The organism is Mucilaginibacter sp. L3T2-6 (assembly GCF_030519355.1).
GTDB lineage: Bacteria > Bacteroidota > Bacteroidia > Sphingobacteriales > Sphingobacteriaceae > Mucilaginibacter.
The window spans coordinates 289253-309241 of sequence record NZ_JAUMKC010000002.1 but is presented as its reverse complement, the minus strand read 5'-3'; the positions used below and the strand labels follow the sequence as shown (position 1 = coordinate 309241).

At 43.9% G+C, this 19989-nt stretch carries 14 protein-coding genes; 7 read left to right on the top strand and 7 right to left on the bottom strand.

The window, feature by feature from the left end; translation table 11 throughout:
• Positions 1 to 46: 46 nt before the first annotated feature.
• From bioA to Q3W13_RS03730, 3 genes are read right to left on the bottom strand one after another with little or no spacing between them, the layout of a single operon-like run.
• On the bottom strand, positions 47 to 1312 hold the full coding sequence (gene bioA / locus Q3W13_RS03740) for an adenosylmethionine--8-amino-7-oxononanoate transaminase (protein ID WP_302861441.1): 1266 nt from the start codon (positions 1310 to 1312) through the stop codon (positions 47 to 49).
• On the bottom strand, positions 1309 to 1749 hold the full coding sequence (locus Q3W13_RS03735) for an NUDIX domain-containing protein (RefSeq protein ID WP_302861439.1): 441 nt from the start codon (positions 1747 to 1749) through the stop codon (positions 1309 to 1311). Before Q3W13_RS03735 ends, bioA begins: the two co-directional genes overlap by 4 nt.
• Positions 1749 to 2720, bottom strand: a complete 972-nt coding sequence (locus Q3W13_RS03730; RefSeq protein WP_302861437.1) for a cation diffusion facilitator family transporter — start codon at positions 2718 to 2720, stop codon at positions 1749 to 1751. Before Q3W13_RS03730 ends, Q3W13_RS03735 begins: the two co-directional genes overlap by 1 nt.
• A gap of 443 nt (positions 2721 to 3163) precedes the next feature.
• On the opposite strand from Q3W13_RS03730, the gene Q3W13_RS03725 reads away from it, so the two are divergent.
• On the top strand, positions 3164 to 4357 hold the full coding sequence (locus Q3W13_RS03725) for a pyridoxal phosphate-dependent aminotransferase (RefSeq protein WP_302861434.1): 1194 nt from the start codon (positions 3164 to 3166) through the stop codon (positions 4355 to 4357).
• A 285-nt stretch (positions 4358 to 4642) separates the two neighbouring features.
• On the opposite strand, the gene Q3W13_RS03720 is transcribed toward Q3W13_RS03725, so the two are convergent.
• The 4 genes from Q3W13_RS03720 to Q3W13_RS03705 all read right to left on the bottom strand — a co-directional run bounded on the left by Q3W13_RS03720 (position 4643) and on the right by Q3W13_RS03705 (position 11377).
• Positions 4643 to 5176: a hypothetical protein gene (locus Q3W13_RS03720; RefSeq protein WP_302861433.1), complete on the bottom strand. Its 534-nt coding sequence runs from the start codon at positions 5174 to 5176 to the stop codon at positions 4643 to 4645.
• 474 nt (positions 5177 to 5650) lie between these two features.
• Complete coding sequence (locus Q3W13_RS03715) at positions 5651 to 8830, bottom strand: efflux RND transporter permease subunit (protein WP_302861431.1); 3180 nt, start codon at positions 8828 to 8830, stop codon at positions 5651 to 5653.
• Between the two features lie 55 nt (positions 8831 to 8885).
• Positions 8886 to 10037: an efflux RND transporter periplasmic adaptor subunit gene (locus Q3W13_RS03710; RefSeq protein WP_302861429.1), complete on the bottom strand. Its 1152-nt coding sequence runs from the start codon at positions 10035 to 10037 to the stop codon at positions 8886 to 8888.
• A gap of 2 nt (positions 10038 to 10039) precedes the next feature.
• Positions 10040 to 11377: a TolC family protein gene (locus Q3W13_RS03705; RefSeq protein WP_302861428.1), complete on the bottom strand. Its 1338-nt coding sequence runs from the start codon at positions 11375 to 11377 to the stop codon at positions 10040 to 10042.
• Positions 11378 to 11715: 338 nt separating this feature from the next.
• Between Q3W13_RS03705 and Q3W13_RS03700 the strand changes: the two genes are divergently transcribed.
• The 6 genes from Q3W13_RS03700 to Q3W13_RS03675 all read left to right on the top strand — a co-directional run bounded on the left by Q3W13_RS03700 (position 11716) and on the right by Q3W13_RS03675 (position 19977).
• Positions 11716 to 12921 (top strand): pyridoxal phosphate-dependent aminotransferase family protein, encoded by a 1206-nt coding sequence (locus Q3W13_RS03700; protein ID WP_302861426.1) that lies wholly within the window; start codon positions 11716 to 11718, stop codon positions 12919 to 12921.
• A 92-nt stretch (positions 12922 to 13013) separates the two neighbouring features.
• Positions 13014 to 14129: a hypothetical protein gene (locus Q3W13_RS03695; protein WP_302861424.1), complete on the top strand. Its 1116-nt coding sequence runs from the start codon at positions 13014 to 13016 to the stop codon at positions 14127 to 14129.
• Positions 14126 to 15112: an NAD(P)-dependent oxidoreductase gene (locus Q3W13_RS03690; protein WP_302861423.1), complete on the top strand. Its 987-nt coding sequence runs from the start codon at positions 14126 to 14128 to the stop codon at positions 15110 to 15112. The genes Q3W13_RS03695 and Q3W13_RS03690 overlap by 4 nt, the downstream gene beginning before the upstream one ends.
• A 27-nt stretch (positions 15113 to 15139) precedes the next feature.
• A complete protein-coding gene (locus tag Q3W13_RS03685) occupies positions 15140 to 16462 on the top strand; it encodes an inositol-3-phosphate synthase (protein WP_302861421.1) in 1323 nt (440 codons plus the stop codon).
• 127 nt (positions 16463 to 16589) lie between these two features.
• Positions 16590 to 17048, top strand: a complete 459-nt coding sequence (locus Q3W13_RS03680) for a phosphatidylglycerophosphatase A (RefSeq protein ID WP_302861419.1) — start codon at positions 16590 to 16592, stop codon at positions 17046 to 17048.
• Between the two features lie 367 nt (positions 17049 to 17415).
• Positions 17416 to 19977, top strand: a complete 2562-nt coding sequence (locus tag Q3W13_RS03675) for a DUF5686 and carboxypeptidase-like regulatory domain-containing protein (RefSeq protein ID WP_302861418.1) — start codon at positions 17416 to 17418, stop codon at positions 19975 to 19977.
• The last annotated feature ends 12 nt before the right edge of the window (positions 19978 to 19989 follow it).

Here is a 19989-nt window from a genome sequence, read left to right as displayed (position 1 = left end):
CGATTGATCAACTATTTAATCAAGTAAATGATTAAAACCGTTGAGATCATATCTCTTCTAACGCTTGCGCGACTTTGGCGTAAACGTAATTTAATTCATCGTCAGTAATGCAATACGGGGGTAAAATATAAATAACGTTACCAAGGGGACGCAATATTATGCCTGCAGCTAAAAAATATTGGTACAATTTATCCCTTAATGAATTAAAGTACGAGGTATTGTCGCCGGTCTCCCATTCCATGGCCAGTATGGTTCCTGTTTGCCGTATGGTTTTAACCTTGGGGTGATACTCGATTTTTTGTGAGAACTCTAAGTGCGCCGCACAAATTCTATCGATGTTTTTCTGCGTGGACGGATCTGTAAATAAATCCATACTGGCTAAGGCGGCGGCGCAAGCTACCGGGTTGGCAGTAAATGAATGCCCGTGGAATAGCGTTTTCAGCTTATCATCCGATAAAAAAGCATCGTAAATCTGTGTGCTGCACGTGGTAACCCCAAGGGCCATTGTGCCCCCGGTTAAGCCTTTAGAAAAACACATGATGTCCGGCTGTTGGTTTACATGATAACAGGCAAATGGTTTACCTGTGCGCCCAAAGCCGGTAAACACCTCGTCGTCAATCATCAAAACGCCTTCCTGCCTGCAGTGGGCCATCAGTTCCTCCAAATATTGCGCTTCGTACATGATCATACCGCCTGCACCCTGCACCAGCGGCTCAAAAATGAAGCACGCCAGCTGAGATTTGAGATGTGAGATGTGAGATTTAAGACGTTCGATATTACCTGCATCCGGCAAATCGATAAACTCCACCTCAAACAATAAACTATCGAAAGCCGCGGTAAACGCACTGCGGCCGCTTACCGCCATAGCACCAAAAGTATCGCCGTGGTAGGCATTGTTGAAAGCCAATATTTTAGTTCGCGCTTCTCCCCTGTTATGCCAGTATTGCAGGCACATTTTTATGGCTACTTCAACGGCCGTTGAACCATTATCCGAGTAGAAAACCTTTTTCTGATTACCCGGTAGCAGCTTCAACAACCGCTCCCCTAACTCAACAGCGCCTTCATGAGTAAAACCTGCAAATATTACGTGCTCAAGCTTATTTAGCTGTTCAGCAACTTTTTGAGCAATATGGGGATGCGCATGACCGTGGATATTCACCCACCATGAGGATACCGCATCGATATATTTTTTTCCATCCTCATCAAATAAGCATGCCCCTTCGCCGCGTACTATTGGTATGGGCGGCAATGCAGTCTGCATTTGCGTATAAGGGTGCCATATTACTTTTAAATCACGTTCAACAAGGTTCATATTGTATTCTTTAACAATTCCGCCACCTTCTTATCGGTCGGGAAAATAAAATCATCTGTATTTAATTCATGAACTTTCACCCATCGGAAAGCCTGCAAAACTTCTCCGTCGCTGTCAAAATCGAAAACAACTGTCTTTATGTTAAGATTTATCGGCTCGATGTTCTTAACCAGGTAATACACGCTAATCACCTGGGAGTCGTTAAAAGCCGATCTCACATAAAAATCCGTCGTATAAAAATGACTGATGACCTCGATACTTAAATTACATTCTTCAACAAATTCCCGTTTAAGCCCGTCAATCAAACCTTCGCCATGTTCCAGGCCGCCGCCAGGGAATTTGGTAAAGCGCATGCCATACTCCTGCTCATCGCTGATGAGCACCTGGTTATCATCGTTTACTAAAATGCCGTAAACACGTACGTTGAATGGGTACATTATTCAAAATGCTTTTGGTTGCGGATAATTTTATCCATCGTCCAGGTGATGTCTTCTGTTTTTGCCTCGCTGCGAATAGGACAGTTGGGCATGCTGCAATAGTGACAGCATTGAGGCACACAAGGGTCGGCATGAATAAACAATTCGGTTTTGGTTACTTCATTATTTATCAACCGGTCTACCCGCTTCATTTCCTCGTGAACCCTGTTTAAATCAAAATAATTGGGCAGCGTCAGGTGGCAGTCTACATGCAGTTCGTTCCCATATTTTTGCGCCCGAAAGTTATGGATATCTATCCATTCCACCTGGCGCTTTTTATTCAGGACCTCCAGTAATTTTGTGACAACCTCGAAATCGGCTTCATCCATCAGCCCCGAAACGGAGCGGCGAACTAATCTGTAACCGCTGTAAAGTATATATAAAGCAACGGCTATTGAAAGCAGGCTGTCGAGCCACAATATCGCCGTAAAATGTATCAGCAGCAAACCTGCTACCAAACCAATGCTGGTAAACATATCAGCCAGCAGATGCTTACCGTCTGCATAAATAGTGATTGATTGCAGTGCTTTACCCTTTTTGACCAGGTATAAGCCAAGTGTGCCGTTAATTAATCCTGTAGCACCGATAATAATAGCGCCGGTAATAAGATCGTGCACGGCAGCAGGGTGAAAGATGCCGTAAACCGATTTGATAATGATAATGATGGCCGCAATCGAAATGAGGGAACCTTCTATAAAAACAGAGAAAAATTCAACCTTTCCGTGCCCGTACGGATGGTTATGGTCACGCGGCTGAGCCGACAAATGGATACTGAAAAAAGCAAAAGCACTGGCTACCACATTAACAATGCTTTCAGCAGCGTCGGTAAGCACAAAGTTTGAAGCGGTTAAAATATAAGCTACGAATTTTGCGAGCATCAGGACTACACCGGTTATCAGTGCTGCTAGTATTATCCTTTTGTGCTGTCCCAAGTCGATATTATTTAGGTGCCAAAAGTAGCTATTTTATGTTTAAACGTTGTTTCTGTTGAAAAATGAAAGTGGCGATTAAGAGCCGGCTTTAAGAGGCTTGATTTTACTTGCAGGGATGCAATGCTTTACATTTTTAACCATACCGGTATTGGAATGATGGGCTAATTAAAATATGTCAATCAGCGCAAGAGATGTAACGCATCACGCCCCCTGCGCCGCAATAAATAATTTCGTGAATTTCAAATTAACATATTGATAAAAAATAGTGGAGTATAACGGGTATCAATTTATTAAACCCATAAAAAACCGCGAATTAATTATATAATTCATAAAATAGATGGTGGTTATTTATAAAAAACAATATTATAAACCAAATTCTTTTAAATCTAATTATTTATCGCATAGGAGATTTTCTATATTTGCCGCGCAATAATTAATTAATCATGAGTACATTAAGTAACAGGATACAAAACCTGTCTGAATCAGCAACTATCAAGATGGCCAAAATGGGCCGTGAACTCGCCGCGAAAGGCGTTGATGTGATAAGCCTTAGCTTTGGAGAACCGGATTTTCATACCCCTGAGCATATTAAGGCTGCTGCCAAACAGGCTATGGACCAAAACTTTACTTATTATACCCCGGTATCGGGTTATCCCGAATTAAGAAAAGCTGTAGCCGCCAAGCTAAAAAACGAGAACGGCCTGGATTATGATTTCAGCCAGATCGTAGTTTCAACCGGCGCAAAACAAGCCATTGCCAATGCGGTGCTTTGCCTGGTTAACCCGGGCGAAGAAGTGATCATCCCAACCCCTTACTGGGTATCGTATTCTGAGGTTGTCAAACTGGCCGAAGGTGTAAGCGTATTCATTGAAGCGCCTGTTGAGCAGGATTTTAAAATTACCCCTGCACAATTAGAGGCAGCAATCACGCCAAAAACCAAGTTATTTATGTTCTCGTCGCCATGTAACCCTACCGGTAGCGTTTACAGCAAAGATGAACTGGAAGGCCTGGCTAAAGTTTTTGAAAAATATCCGGACATTTATATCCTGTCTGACGAAATTTATGAGCATATCAACTTTGTGGATAAGCACGAATCTATCGCACAATTTGATTATATAAAAGACCGCGTGATCATCATCAATGGCTGGTCAAAAGCGTTTGCCATGACCGGCTGGAGAATCGGTTACACTGCGTCGAACAAAGAAATTGCCGCAGCCTGTGACAAAATGCAGGGGCAGATCACTTCGGGAACCTGCTCCATTACGCAGCGCGCCGGTGTTGCAGCTTACGAAGGCGGACTGGAAACTGTATTGGCTATGCGCGAAGAATTCAAAAAGCGCCGCGACCTGGTTTACGGCCTGCTGAAGGAAATTCCGGGCGTGAAGGTAAACCTGCCCGAGGGCGCGTTTTATTTCTTTCCCGATGTAACATCATTCTTCGGCAAAAGCTACAATGGTGTTACTATTAATGATGCCGATGAATTGGCTATCTTCCTGCTCGAAAATGCACACGTTGCAACCGTTGGCGGTGATTCTTTCGGCGATAAAAAGTCGATCCGCATCAGCTATGCAGCAGCAGAAGATAAACTAGTTGAGGCGATGAAAAGAATTAAAGAGGCGTTAGGGAAGTTAATCTAATAAAAATTTAATTGCCTGCTTCATGCATACAAGCCCCTTATCAAACTCGGTAAGGGGCTTTCTGTTAGTCATCAAATAAGATAGTTGGTCGGATTCGATTCAACAAAGCTCACGTAATCCGCTTTTGCACTTAACCAAGCAATATAAAAGTTGGCGCCTGCTGCGTTAAGAGTGCGGCCATACCGAGATTAAAATAGTATAAAAAGTGAAAAGCCGCCCTAATTGGAGCGGCTCTTCTGTTTATGCGTAATCACTACGCTTAAATAATTATTTTGCTATTTGTTATTAGAGGGCGAAGCCATAAGCCAGGCGAAGAGCTACAACACCATAAGTGTCGCTTTGGCCCGAAAGGTTTTCATAACGAACGCCTACATCCCATGATTTGTTAGCCCAACCTACAGCTGGTGATAAAATCAGCTTGGTGTTTTTGTCATACTTAGTTTCAAAACCGGCACCGGCCTCTGCACCTAAGTAAATGTTGTTGGTAACAAAGCCTTTAACACCAAGTTTTACCGGAACTACTCCGAAACTTTCGCCACCTACATCTTTTGCAGCCTGTGTTGCGAAGAAGTTATAGTAGCCGGATGTTAGCGTTAAAGCTACGTTATTTGCCACCCCATATTGCAAGCGGGCTGTACCACCTAATTCAAATTTTGAATATGCAGGATCGGTATGCAAAGATCCGGTTGGTATACCACCTTCAACGCCAACACCAAGGCGCCATTTTCCATTTTCTACTGTTTGAGCTTTTACGTTAACCGAGAAAAAAATAGCAGCAGCAGTTGCTACCGATGCTATCCATTTTGTTGAGTTTTTCATTGTTGTGTCTTTAGTGAAAAAAATTATAGATATTTCTATACAGTGCGACTAATCAAATACTTTGCCACTATTCCAAAATGATTGTCGCTATTATGTAAACATAGCTCTAAACAGCAAAATCAACATTATTTGTTAACAATTGCCGGTTATTTAATTACCCTGATAATCAATTGACTTTTTTGTGAAAATGGTTAAATACATCCCGGCTTAACAAAATCTTAACATGACGAACCGACAACTGACATGGAGACATGCTGTCATTATCGCAAGCAAGTATTGTTGCAGGGTAAAAAGGTCAAAAATGTAGGCAGGAATACTCAAATATGTCATTTTTACCGCTTAAAACGCATTCTAATCGTAATATTGGTCGCTAAGTTCCGACATGTTTATAAAGAAAAATGCCCCTTAACCGGCTGCATAACAGCTTTTGCAAGAGGCATTAAGTATTAAAGTGGCTTAAAAAAGCTACATTTTTCAGGTTTGCGGATCTGTCTCCGGATCGGGTTTATAATTTCGTTCCAGTTCGGCCAGTTTTTCTTTGCCATAGGCGAACCTGGTAATCACGTAAAACAGCACCGGAACGATAAATATAGCCAGCGAAGTAGCCGTAAGCATACCGCCGAACACCGTCCAGCCGATGGTTTGCCTTGCCTTAGCACCGGCGCCCGAGGCTACTAATAGCGGACCTACACCTAATATAAAGGCCATGGATGTCATGATGATCGGGCGCAAACGCAGGCGAACAGCCTCGAGGGTGGCCTTTTCAAGCTCAACGCCACGGTCTACACGTTCTTTGGCAAATTCTACGATCAGGATAGCGTTCTTAGCCGCCAGGCCGATCAGGGTAATTAGTCCTATCTGGGCGTAGATGTTGTCATCAAGGCCGCTCTTAAAGGTTAAAAACAATATAGCGCCAAAGGCGCCCAGCGGTACTGCCAGCAATACCGAGAATGGCACCGACCAGCTTTCATACAATGCAGCCAGGAAGAGGAATACGAAGCCAATCGACAGCATAAATATATAAACCGTTTTTGAGCCGGATATGATCTCCTCGCGGCTCAGGCCAGAAAATTCATAGCCGTAGCCCGCAGGCAGGGTTTGCGCAGCCACTTCCTCCAGCGCTTTTATTGCATCGCCACTGCTGTAACCGGGTGCTGCACCGCCGTCAATTTCCGCAGAACGGAAAAGGTTAAAGTGGGAAATCAGTGGAGCATTCTCAATCATCTTATAGCTGGTAAGCGTGCTTAAGGGAACCATGCCGCCTGATGAGTTACGCACGAAGTATTGCCCGATATTCTCTATACCTGTACGGTAATTGGTATCCGCCTGGGCTACCACGTGGAAGTTTCGGCCATACACCGTAAAGTCATTAACGAAGGAACTGCCCATATAGGTTTGCAGCGCATTACTGATGTCGGATATCGATACACCGAGCTTTTTAGCCTTTTCCCGGTCGATAGTAAGCTGATACGCCGGGGTGCGGGCGGTAAAGAAGGAAAATGCCTTACCGATTTCGGGGCGCTTCTGAACAGCTGCAACAAAGTTTTGCAATACCTTCTCAAAGTTTTTCACATCTCCGCCGGCCTGCTTTTCCTCAAGAATAAATGAAAAACCGGCAGATGTACCAAGGCCCGGAACCGCAGGGGGCGAAATAACTACAACGCTTGCCTCCTTAAACCGCGACAGTTTTTTCTGAACTTTGGCGATTACCGCTTCCAGCTGCTGCGATTTGTCTTTACGCTCATCCCATGGTTTTAGCTGGCAGAAAATAGTGGCGCTGTTGGATTTACTTGCAAAGCTGATTACATTCAATCCACCTAACGCAGCATAGTGATAAATCTCCGGAACACTGTCCAGTTCGGCCATAACCTGGTGCAGAACGTCGACAGTACGCTTGGTGGACGATGCTTCAGGCAGATCGTAAGTGACATAAATACGGCCTTCGTCTTCGGTAGGTATAAATCCAGTCGGCTTGGTTTTAAACAACAGTATCGCACCAACAATGATACATACCAATATAATGATAACAAACTTGGAGTTCTTAATACTCTTATCCACGCCATTGCGATAGCGGTTTGTTACACGGGTGAACCATTCGTTAAATTTAAAGAAGAACTTATCGATGCCTTTGGATTTGTCGTCAATTTTATGCGGCTTTAAAAGTATAGTGCATAGAGCAGGGGTTAACGACAAGGCCACAAAAGCCGAAATGAGCACCGAGATAGCAATGGTAATGGCAAACTGCTGGTACAGGCGGCCTACGATGCCCGGTATGAACCCTACCGGCACAAACACCGCTGCCAGGATAAGCGCAATAGCGATAACCGGCGCCGAAATATCCCGCATTGCATGAACCGTTGCTTCTTTGGGCGACATACCCTTTTCGTCCATATAATGCTGAACGGCCTCAACCACTACAATGGCATCATCAACCACGATACCGATGGCAAGCACAAAGCCGAACAATGTTAGCGTATTGATGGTAAAATGCAACGGCACAAAAAAGATGAACGTACCAATAATAGAGACCGGTATGGCGAGGATAGGGATCAGCGTAGTGCGCCAGTTCTGCAGGAAAAGAAAAACCACAACAATCACCAAACCGAGGGCGATCACCAGCGTTTCAACCACTTCACCTACCGAAACCTTCACTACAGTAACTGACTCGAATGGAACAACGTAAGCTACGTCGGCAGGGAAACTCTTTTTAAGCTGCTCCATAACCGCGTACACGTTGTCGGCTGTTTCTATAGCATTACTGTTGGGCGCCTGGTAAACCAGCAGGTAGGATGCACGTTTACCGTCGACAAAAGAGTTACCGGCATAATTAAACTTACCCAGCTCAACACGTGCTACGTCTCTCAGGTGCACCACTGAGCCGTTGGAGGGTTGAGTACGTACAATGATGTTACCAAATTCCTCCGGGGTTGTTAAACGGCCCTTTACAATAATAGTGTACTCAAATGCCTGGGTGCTCTCCTGAGGTGTGGTGCCTACTGAGCCGGCCGCCACCTGTGCATTCTGTTCCTGCAAGGCGCTGGTAACGTCGGCGGCAGTCATACCAAGCGAAGCCAGCTTATCCGGTTTCAGCCAGATACGCATACTAAAATCATCAGCGCGGGTAAACACGTCGCCCACACCCTTGGCGCGCAATAATGCATCGCGCACGAATACGTTGGTATAGTTATCTAAAAAGGTAACATTGTGTGAGCCCTTCGGCGAGTACATAGCCACCAGCATTAATATACTTGGGTTACGTTTACGCACGGTTAGCCCCAGGCGCTGTACTTCCTGTGGCAGGGTTGGCGTAGCAATGCCCACACGGTTCTGCACATCGAGGGCGGCGATATTAATATCGGTACCTACCTCAAAGTTTACCGTCATGCTCATCTGGCCGTTACTGGTGCTGTTGCTTTGCAGGTACGTCATGCCGGGCGTACCATTAACCTGTACTTCAACCGGGGTAGCAACAGTTTGCTCCACAGTTTGTGCGTCAGCACCTATATAGGAACCGCTGATATTAACCGTTGGCGGTGTAATTTCAGGATACTGCCCGATGGGCAAATTCATTATACATATTATACCGACGATCACTATCACCAGCGAAATAACGATAGCTGTAACCGGTCGTTTTATAAAAGTTTCTGCAATCATTCCTTTATTCTTTAAATCAGGATTTGTATGCTGCTTATAGTTGCAATGATATAATCTATTTTCCCGCTGCTGCTGATTTTCCCTGGGCTTTATCACTACCGGGGCCCGCAGCAGGCGGCATACCTAATGTAATTTTCCCGCCGTCGCGTAAGCGCTGGAACCCGTCGGTTATCACTTTATCACCCTCTTTTAACCCGTCGAGCACCACCACATTCAGCCCTATGGTAGGGCCGAGTTTTACTTTAACCTGTTTGGCGACGGTATCCTGCGCCGTGAATACAAAAAATTCACCCATCTGTTCGGTAATGGCTTTTTTAGGTATTATCAGCTTGTTTCCCGATTCGTTATTAAGCACGTTCAGCACACAGCTCATACCATCCTTTAACACATCATCTTTGTTACCGAATTCAATCCGCACCTTTATGGTACCTGTTTGATTATTCACTCCACGGTCGATAGCGCGAACCTTACCGGGCTGATTGTAAATAGTGCCATCTGATAACTGCAATTTAAAGGTAGAGTCGGTACTTGCTTTTTGAAGTCTGTAAAAGCGATTAATGTCTTGCTCATTGATTACTACGTCCACACCTATTGGATGCTCGCTCGAAATAGTATTTAAAACCGTTGTACCAGGCGAAACCTGCGTACCCAGTTTAACCTGTGAGATACCAATCCTGCCGGTAAATGGCGCCACTATGGTTGCATAGGAAAGATCGGTTTTGGCGGATGCTACAGCGGCTTTAGCTACGGCCACCTGGCTTTTGGCTGTCTGGTAAGTCGCCTCTGCCTGATCGACCGTCTGCCGGGCAATAGCGTCATTTTTCAGCAACATATTATAGCGGTCAATATCCTTTTGTGCTTTTGCCAGGTTAGCTTCGGCGCTTAGTTGATTAGCCTGAGCCTGGGCATAAGCATCGAGGAACTTGCGGCGGTCAATCTCATAAAGGGCTTTGCCTTTCTGCACTACCTCGCCTTCGTTAAAAAATATGCCGGTTATAAATCCGCTTACCTGTGCGCGCAGTTCCACGGTATTTAACGCTACCACCGTGCCCTGGTACTGGTCGTAATAGATAGCTTCGCCGGGCTTTACTTCGGCAACGTTAACAGGAGTGGGCGGCATAGGGGGAGCCTGCTTTGCCTTTTGCTTGCAAGCGGATGCCATAAGCAAACAAACTGTCCCTGCTAATAGTATATTTTTTGTTTTCATATTCAATTGGATTGTACAGATAGGGTCCCTAAAGATTTTTGGAGATCAATTTTTGCAGATAACAGCTGGAATAAAGCGTTGTAATAATTCAATTCGGCCGTACGCAGGTCAGACTGTGCCACAATTACGTCGAGATAGGTTTTAACACCTTCGCGATATTGCAGGCTTACTACCTTATATACATCCTTGGCCAGATCGACATTTTGCTTTATTAACTGCCAGCTGGTAAAATTGCTTTTATAGCCTGCCAATGCCTGCACGTATTCGGTATTAATGGTATTGGCAGTATTATCGATATCGTAATCGGTGCGCGTTACCTGCAGCCTGGCTTTGGCCAGGTTTTGCAGACGCTTGGTACCCTGGAATATCGGCAATGACAATGACAAACCCGCATAAGCGCTGGGGAACGAGTTATTATATAAATTGCTGAACCTGTCGCTTAAATAAATCCAGTTATAACTGCCCACCGCCGAAAGGGACGGCAGGAACCCATATTTATAATAATTGGCGTTTACCACCTCAAGGTTCTTTTTGGAGCGGAGCAGGCGATATTCAACCCTGTTATTTACATCCAGGTGCTGGTTAGTGTCGATCAGCGCCTCCTGCTCATACCGGCTTGAATCGTACGACAGCACGACATTATGCCCGGACGTTATCCCCATAACCTGTTTAAGATAGGCAAGCTTTGCATTGATGGACTCAGCCGTTTGCTTGCGGCTGGCTAAAGAATTGTTTAACGAAATGGTGGCCTGTTTGTAATCAATCTTATCTGAAACACCCGCCTGGTAACGGTTGTACGCATCTTTCAAACTGCGTTGCAAACGTGTAATGTCTTCGTTCAGTATATCTAATTGTCTTTGTGATAAAAGCACATCAAAAAAAGCCTTACTTACGTCTGACACCACATTTATCTGGCTGCTCAGGTAATTCTCTTTATAATAATCGCGCGAGTAACGGGCTGCTTTGGCCGCCTGCAATACATCATTATTATAAATAACCTGGCTGGCCTGCAAGCCAAGGATAGAAAATTCATCATTACGGGCTGAAGTACCCGAAGGCGTTGCAGCGGCTGCTGAATTATTAACCGGACTGCCCTTAAAATAATGCTGGTATTCGCCGGAACCATTCAGCTGCGGCAGCCAGTCTGAAAGACCAATGCGGATGTCGCGCTCGTTAATTTCCTGGTCGAGAGAAGCTTGCTTAACAGCCGGCTGGTTGCGCAGGGCAAATTCAACACATTGCTTAAGCGTTAACACTGTGTCTTTACTGGCCTGGCCGAGAACCACTGTGGGCACCGTTATTGATAAAGTGAGAATTAATAAACAGGTAGATTTTTTCATATTGTTTATGGCATCCGTTATTAAAAGTATTTTATAAACAAAGTTGCCTATATTTTTAACTTTTTGATAAGAATAAGCGAATATGGCTACAATTTATTTAGCCATACAAGCGGCAACAATATTTTTACGCAAACTTGTCATAAAAACAACACTTCCGCTTTAATTTAGGGTTTTTGAAAAAAAATGAAAAATAGTGACTGCAAATAATTAAAAAAATTAATTAATTTGCCGATTGAGAAGCGTTGTATAATGAGTGCATCTCAAAAAAATTGCGAAGTAAATTCGAGATATAACCTAATTCATGGTATTTTTACAAAAAATTTAAGCAGCGTTAATACATGGTTAAAAGACTACATGAGAAGATTGCACAGTTTCAGGATGCCAATGACATCAGGAGATTGGGCTTATATCCGTACTTCAGGCCTATCGAGTCTGGGCAAGACACTGAAGTATATATCGATAACAAGCGTGTATTAATGTTCGGCTCCAACTCATATTTAGGGCTAACCAGTCACCCTAAGATAAAGGAAGCATCAAAAAAAGCGATTGACAAATATGGAACAGGATGTGCCGGTTCCAGATTCTTAAACGGAACGCTTGATATACACATCGAACTGGAGCAGAGGCTTGCCCGTTACGTTGAAAAAGAAGCAGCCCTTTTGTTCAGCACCGGTTTCCAGGTTAACCTGGGGGTGCTCTCCAGTATTACCGGCCGTAATGATTACTTAATACTCGATGAATATGACCATGCTTCGTTAATTGATGGAAGCAGGCTTTCGTTCTCGAAGGTTATCAAATATTCGCACAACGACATGGATGACCTGCAGCGCAAGCTCAGCATCTTGCCTGAAGAAGCCGTTAAATTAATTGTAGTTGACGGTATATTCAGCATGGAGGGCGATATAGCAAAGCTTCCTGAAATAGTAAAAGTAGCAGACAAGTTTGGAGCTAATATTATGGTGGACGATGCCCATAGCCTGGGTGTTATCGGTAAAAAAGGCGCAGGAACAGCATCACACTTTGATCTGACTGATTCTGTCGACCTGATCATGGGCACCTTCAGTAAATCGCTGGCATCACTTGGCGGTTTTATTGCAAGCGATGCCGACACCATCGACTACCTTAAGCACCGAGCCCGTTCGCTGGTTTTCAGCGCAAGTATGCCACCCGCTTCAGTAGCAAGCGTAATAGCTGCGCTGGATATTATTGAATCAGAGCCGGAAAGAATTGCTAAACTGTGGGATAATACCAATTATGCAATGAAGCTGTTGGTAGAAGAAGGTTTTGATCTTGGCCCTACAGAAAGCCCGATCCTGCCAATTTATGTAAGGGATAACCTGAAAACTTTCCAGGTAACCCGCCACCTGCAGGACGCCGGTATATTTGTAAACCCGGTTGTTTCGCCTGCAGTGCCCTCGGATTCTTCTTTGTTGCGTTTTTCGTTGATGGCGACACATACCTTCGCCCAGATTGAAGAAGCGGTTGAAAAGATCGCCAAAGCATTTAAGGAAGTAGGCGTTACTACTGTTAAAGAAAAGATATAAGGCAAGGCCGCAAATAATAAAAGCATCGCAAGTATTGAGTTATCTGCGATGCTTATTCCGTTTTAAGGGAGATACATTACTACAAAACACCAATGAAGATAGTACAGGTTAATTCTAAAAAAGAACTCGGGGCATTTATCGACTTTCCGCACGACCTTTATAAGGATGACCCAAACTATGTTCCGGAACTGTTTATTGCGCAGCGCGACCTGCTGACAAAACACCCCTTCCATAAACATAACCAGTTACAATGCTTTCTGGCTTATGACGGCGATAAGGTTATCGGCCGCATTGCTGCCATACTGAATAACGCCCACAACGAATACAATAAAAGGAATGACGGCTTTTTCGGTTTTTTTGATTGCATAAACGACCAGGAAACAGCGGACTCGCTTTTTGCTGCCGCCACGCAATGGCTGAAAGATAAAGGTGTTGACCAAAAAATTATCGGCCCTGTAAATTTCTCGACAAATGAAGCTTGCGGATTACTGATACGTGGTTTTGACAGCCCGCCAATGCTGATGATGACCTATAACTATCCGTATTATGCCCAACTGATTGAAAAGGCGGGCTACGGTAAGCAGATGGATTTGATTGCCTGGCACTGGGACGGAGATGCATACGACGACAAATCGGTGAGATTGCTGGATGCCTTGCAGGAAAGGTTGAAGCGGAGCAACATCATTATCCGTAAGGTGAATATTAAAAACTTTAAAAGCGAGGTTGAAAAGGTGCGCGAAGTTTACAACTCGGCCTGGGATCAGAACAGCGGATTTGTACCCTTCACCAACGAGGAATTTGATTACCTGGCTAAAGATTTGAAAATGATCCTGGATGAAGATTTCGTTTATGTTGCTGAACAAAATAATAAAGTTGTAGGTTTCGGCCTGGCGCTGCCAAATTACAATGAAATATTTAAGACTATAAAACGGGGCCGCTTACTGCCAACCGGTATCTTTAAGCTGCTGTTTGGCAAAAAGAAGATCAGGAGCATCCGCATCTATGCACTTGGCGTAGTAGAGGGTTATCGTAAAATGGGGATCGAAGCCTGTATATATGGCTCCATCATCCGCGAGTATAAACGCAGGGGCCTTGCGCACGCCGAAGCCGGCTGGACACTGGAAAACAATGTTATGATAAACGAGGCTATTAAAGCCATTAAAGGCGACCCATACAAGACTTACCGCCTTTACGAAAAGGATATATGAAGGAGCGGGTTTTAATAACCGGTGCAAGTGGTTTTGTTGGATACCACCTGATAAAAGAGGCATTAGCTAACGATCTGGAAGTATTTGCAGCCATACGGAAAAGCAGCAAAATTGACCACTTAAAGGATTTTGATATAAAATATACCTACCCGGACTTCGGCAACCTGCAGGCGCTGAAAGATAATATGATTGAAAACAAGTACGATTATATTATCCACGCGGCAGGTATTACCCGGGCGAGGTCGGCAAAGGAATATAACCAGGTGAATGCCGGGAACTCGTACAATCTGGCTTTGGCCGCGCTGGAAAGCAATATCGGACTTAAAAAATTTGTATTGATCGGCAGCCTTGCAGCAATGGGTCCTTTAAATACCCTTGATGGAATAATAACCGGCGACACTACCCCTAACCCGGTTACAGCATACGGCAAAAGTAAATTACTTGCCGAAGAGAAATTAAAAAGCCTTACCGCTTTAAACTATACAATATTACGCCCTACAGGCGTGTACGGCCCGCGCGACCGGGATATATTCATATTTTTTAAGCAGGTAAGCAACCGCATTGAGCCTTATATAGGGCATATTGAGCAAAAATTAAGCTTGATTTATGTAACCGACCTGGCAAAGGTAGCCATAAAAGCATTGTATGCCGGCAGGCAAAAAACTTATAACCTGAGCGATGGCAACTTTTACAGCCGCTACGCATTGGGAGATTTTGCGAGGGAAGCGCTGAAATTAAATACAGCTAAATTTCATTTGCCTGTAAACTTTGTAAAATTTATAGCACGGATAGCAGAAAAAATAAGTTCTTTGAACAATAAAGCGGCCGTACTGAACGTGGAAAAATTGAACGAGCTGATGGCTGTAAATTGGAACTGCGATATTACCCCTGCAAAAGCCGATCTTGGTTTTTCTCCGGCCTACGATTTGAAGGCAGGAGTTACTGAAACAATAAAATGGTATAAAGCCAACAACTGGCTATAAAACTAGAGTACACTATAACAATTAAATATGAAAACTAATATCACACCGGCTAACGGTAAATTAGGTATTTTGATTCCGGGCCTTGGCGCTGTTGCCACCACCATGATCGCCGGGGTTGAAGCTGTAAAAAAAGGGTTATCGCAGCCAATTGGATCATTAACCCAAATGGGAAGCATACGTTTAGGAAAAAGAACTGAAAACCGTTACCCCAAGGTTAAGGATTTTGTTCCTTTGGCTAAGCTTGAAGATATAGTATTTGGCGGATGGGATGTTTATTCAGATAACGTTTACGAAGCAGCCATGCACGCAAAAGTGCTTGAACCGGCACTCTTAAATTCAGTACGGGCTGAGCTGGAATCGGTTGTGCCGATGAAAGCTGCGTTCGACAAACAATACGCTAAAAACCTCGATGGTACGCACATTAAGACAGGTACCCGTTCTGACTGGGCCCAGGAGGTGATGAATGATATCAAAAATTTTAAAGAAAAAAATGGCTGCGACCGTATTGTACTGATTTGGTGCGGTTCGACTGAGATCTACTACGAACCATCAGAAATTCACCAGAGCCTTGCCCAGTTTGAAGCTGCTTTGGAAGCTGATGACACCCGAATTTCGCCAAGTATGATCTACGCCTATGCTGCTCTTAAATTAGGCATTCCATTCGCTAACGGTGCGCCTAACTTAACTGTTGATATTCCCGCCATGATCGAATTGGCTAAGCTTACTGAAACCCCAATTGCAGGTAAAGACTTTAAAACCGGTCAAACCTTGATGAAAACCATTCTGGCCCCTGGCCTGGCTGCACGTTCGTTAGGCGTTAGCGGTTGGTACTCCGGCAATATTTTAGGCAACCGTGACGGTTTGGTTCTCGATGACCCTGATAACTTTAAAACCAAGGAAGTTTCAAAGCTTGGCGTACTGGAAGACATCTTCAAACCGGAGCAAAACCCCGAACTGTACGGAAATTTGTACCACAAAATACGTATCGAATATTATCCTCCGCATGGCGACAACAAAGAAAGCTGGGATAACATCGATATATTCGGATGGTTAGGCTATAAAATGCAGATCAAGATCAACTTCCTTTGCCGCGACTCGATCCTTGCTGCGCCTATCGCACTTGACCTGGCTATTTTCAGTGATCTTGCAAAACGCGCAGGTATGAGCGGTATACAGGAATGGTTATCATTCTATTTGAAATCGCCTCAAACTGCTGAAGGTTTGCCGCCTGAAAATGATATTTTCAAACAATTAATTAAACTGCAGAACACCCTGCGCCACATGATGGGCGAAGACTTGATCACCCACCTTGGACTGGATTACTACCAAGAGCTGGTAGATGCGCTGTAGCCTTTAGTTGTAAATGTTAAAAGGTTGTAAATGTTGATGCAGTTTCACATTTACAACCTTTTTCTTTAACAGATATTTAAGCTAATATTACCATTTTTAATCGCTACAACCTTTACAAAAACTAAAGATGCTCCTCTTCCACAAAATATTTACCTCAACTTTTGGCTTAGGTTATATTAAAGGCGGAGGTACACTAGCTGCGATATTTTGCTGTATTTGCTGGTACCTGGCATGGGCTGGTTCGACGCCACCACCACTGTTATTATCGCTGACCGTTACTATTGTCGTAACATTGACTGGTGTATGGTCATCCACCGTTGTTGAAAAGATTTGGGGGAAAGATCCCAGCCGCGTAGTTATTGATGAAGTTGCCGGGATCTGCGTAGGGTTGCTTTTTATCCCTGTCGAGCTTAAATACCTTATTACAGGCCTTATCCTTTTTCGTTTTTTTGATATTGTTAAACCATTTTACATCCGCAAAATGGAAAACTTTCCTGCCGGATGGGGAATTATGATGGATGATGTACTATCCGGTATTTATACTAACATCCTGTTGTATGCCGTTGTATGGTTTAAATTGTTTTAACAAAACGGCGGCAATTCTGTTCAAAAACAACAGCAATGTAAAGTTTACAATTGTGCCCTGATCGCAATTTATATTTGACTTTTTGACCACAATAGTCTGTACGGTTTTTTTTTACCTTTGGCACTCAATTTAGAGACCCTCTACGGTCGCCGCGAAGAGGGAAATAAAAAGCGGAGTACCTGCGGGCTATACCGATAACCGCCCATGGCGTTTTTAATAAAGCGTTGGGTGATAAATTGGACAGCGTTTTTTGCAGCGTGTATTGCCGGGCGATTAACAAATAAAAAGTTGACATCAACTGCAAATGTTTTCAGGATTAATTACGTACATCGGATAAATCCTGCATTTGCTGAGGCACAAAAATTAAATGGACTACAGACATTTATATAAGAAGCTATTTTTATCAGGCTTCTTCATTTTCCTGACTTCTGCACTGCTGGCGCAGACAACGGTTGTTACCGGCCTGGTTACCGATGGGAAAACCAATGAGCCCCTGCCATTCGTATCGGTTAAATTTAACGGTACATCTGTAGGCGGCCCCACCAATAACGACGGCCGCTATACCATCAGCACCGACCGCCCTGTTAAGCAAATCAAGGTTTCGTTTCTAGGCTACAAAGATGCATTCTATAATGTTAAGCAAGGGGTTTCGCAAACTGTAAACATAAGACTGATACCTGCCGCCAATGAGCTGAGCGAGGTTACGGTTAAGTCCGGGAAGAAGCCCAAATACCGTAATAAGGACAATCCTGCTGTAGAACTTATCCGCAAGGTTATTGAGAATAAGGAAAAAAACCGCCCTACTGCATACGACTATGTTGAATATAAAGAATATGACAAAATGCAGTTTTCGCTGGCTAACGTCTCCCCTACGCTGGCGGATAAAAAGTTCTTCCGCAAATATGCGTTTGTAATCAATAACCGTGATACCACAAGCGTTCCCGGAAAAAACCTGCTCCCGATATTTTTAAACGAAAAACTCAGCCAATATTACTATCGCAGAAACCCTGAAAAAGAGAAAACAATTGTATTGGGCGAAAAGACGGTAAACTTTGGCGGTTCTGTTGACAGTGAGGGCCTTGGCGCGTATTTTAAACACATGTATTACAAGGTGGATATTTATGACAATACCATCTTCCTGATGACCAATAACTTTTTAAGCCCGATAGCAGGGTCGTCGCCTACTTTCTATAAATTCTTCATTACCGATACAGTAGCTTATAAAAACACGAAGCTGGTGGAGCTGAGCTTTACACCGCGCAATACTGCCGATATGCTTTTTGTGGGTAAGTTATACATAACGCTTGACGGCAATTACGCAGTTGAAAAGGTAGAGCTTAACATTAACAAGCATATTAACCTTAACTTTGTTAATGGGATGCGGGTTAATCAGGAATTTGAGCAAAATCCTGATGGCCGTTTTCACCTGAGCAAGAGCACTACCGTGGCCGACTTCGGCTTGACCAAAAATAAAAAGGGCGGCTTATTTGGTATAAGGACCATTACATACGGCAATTATGCCGTAAATGTGCCTCACCCTGATACAACTTATCAGCACCAGGAATACGGCGAATCCGACGAAGTTAAACACCGCAGCGACGAATTCTGGGCCCAAAACCGTTTAGATACACTTACCACGGCCGAATCAAAAGTTTATAAAAATGTTGATAGCCTGCGTAACATGCCATCGTTCAGGCGTACAATGGACATTGCCACGCTGTTGCTGGCCGGTTATAAAGGTTTCGGAGGATTTGAGCTGGGTCCGGCAAATACATTTTACAGTTTTAACCCTGTGGAAGGGTTTAAACTGCGCGTAGGCGGCCGTACCACGCCGGAGTTGAGTAAGCGGTATTATTTTGAAACTTATGGCGCTTACGGCTTTAAAGATGAGCGGTTTAAATATTTTTTAAGCGCTACATATTCACTCAATAATAAATCGATTTATAAATTCCCGCAAAACTATGTGCGGATAAGCACGCAGTACGATACTAAAATTCCCGGGGCTAACCTGCAATTCGTACAGGAGGATAACTTCCTGCTTTCATTCAAGCGCGGAGAAAACGACAAATACCTGTATGACAGGAGCTATAATTTTGATTACGTGCATGAATACGAAAACCATTTTTCCTATCACTTTAAATTCACGCGGCTTACACAAGCACCCGCCGGCTCATTATATTTCCTGAATACCGTTGGCAACAATACATCAAACGTAGTTAAAGACCTTACTACCAGCGAGGCAGGCCTAACCCTGCGTTATGCGCCACACGAGCAGTTTTACCAGGGCAAAATCTACCGGATCCCTGTACCAAGCAAGTACCCTGTATTAACCCTGGATTATACTGCCGGCCTGAAAAATGTTTTCGGCAGCAGCAATTACGGCTACCAGAACCTGCACGCACAAATGGACAAACGTTTTTATCTGTCGATATTAGGTTATGCTGATGTTACCGTAGAGGCTGGAAAAACTTTCGGACAAGTGCCCTATCCGCTGCTTGATATATTCCGCGCGAACCAAACATATGCCTACGATATTTATTCATACAACCTGATGAACTTCCTGGAGTTTGTAGGCGACCATTACGCCAGTATAAATATCGACCAGCACTTCGTGGGCTTTTTCTTTAACAAAATTCCATTATTGAAAAAACTAAAATGGCGCGAAGTTGCTTCATTGAAAGCGATATATGGCGGCCTGAGTGATAAAAATAACCCGTCGCTTCATCCATCACTCTACCAATTTCCGGTAACTGCCGGTGGAGAGCCCATAACTTATGGTCTCGGCAGAACGCCTTATGTAGAGGGTAGTGTGGGGATTGAAAATATATTTAAATTTGTACGGGTAGACCTTGTTAAGCGTTTTACTTATCTGGACCACCCGGATGTTTCGCAATGGGGTATACGTGCGAGGGTTAAATTTGACTTTTAAAAATATTGCATA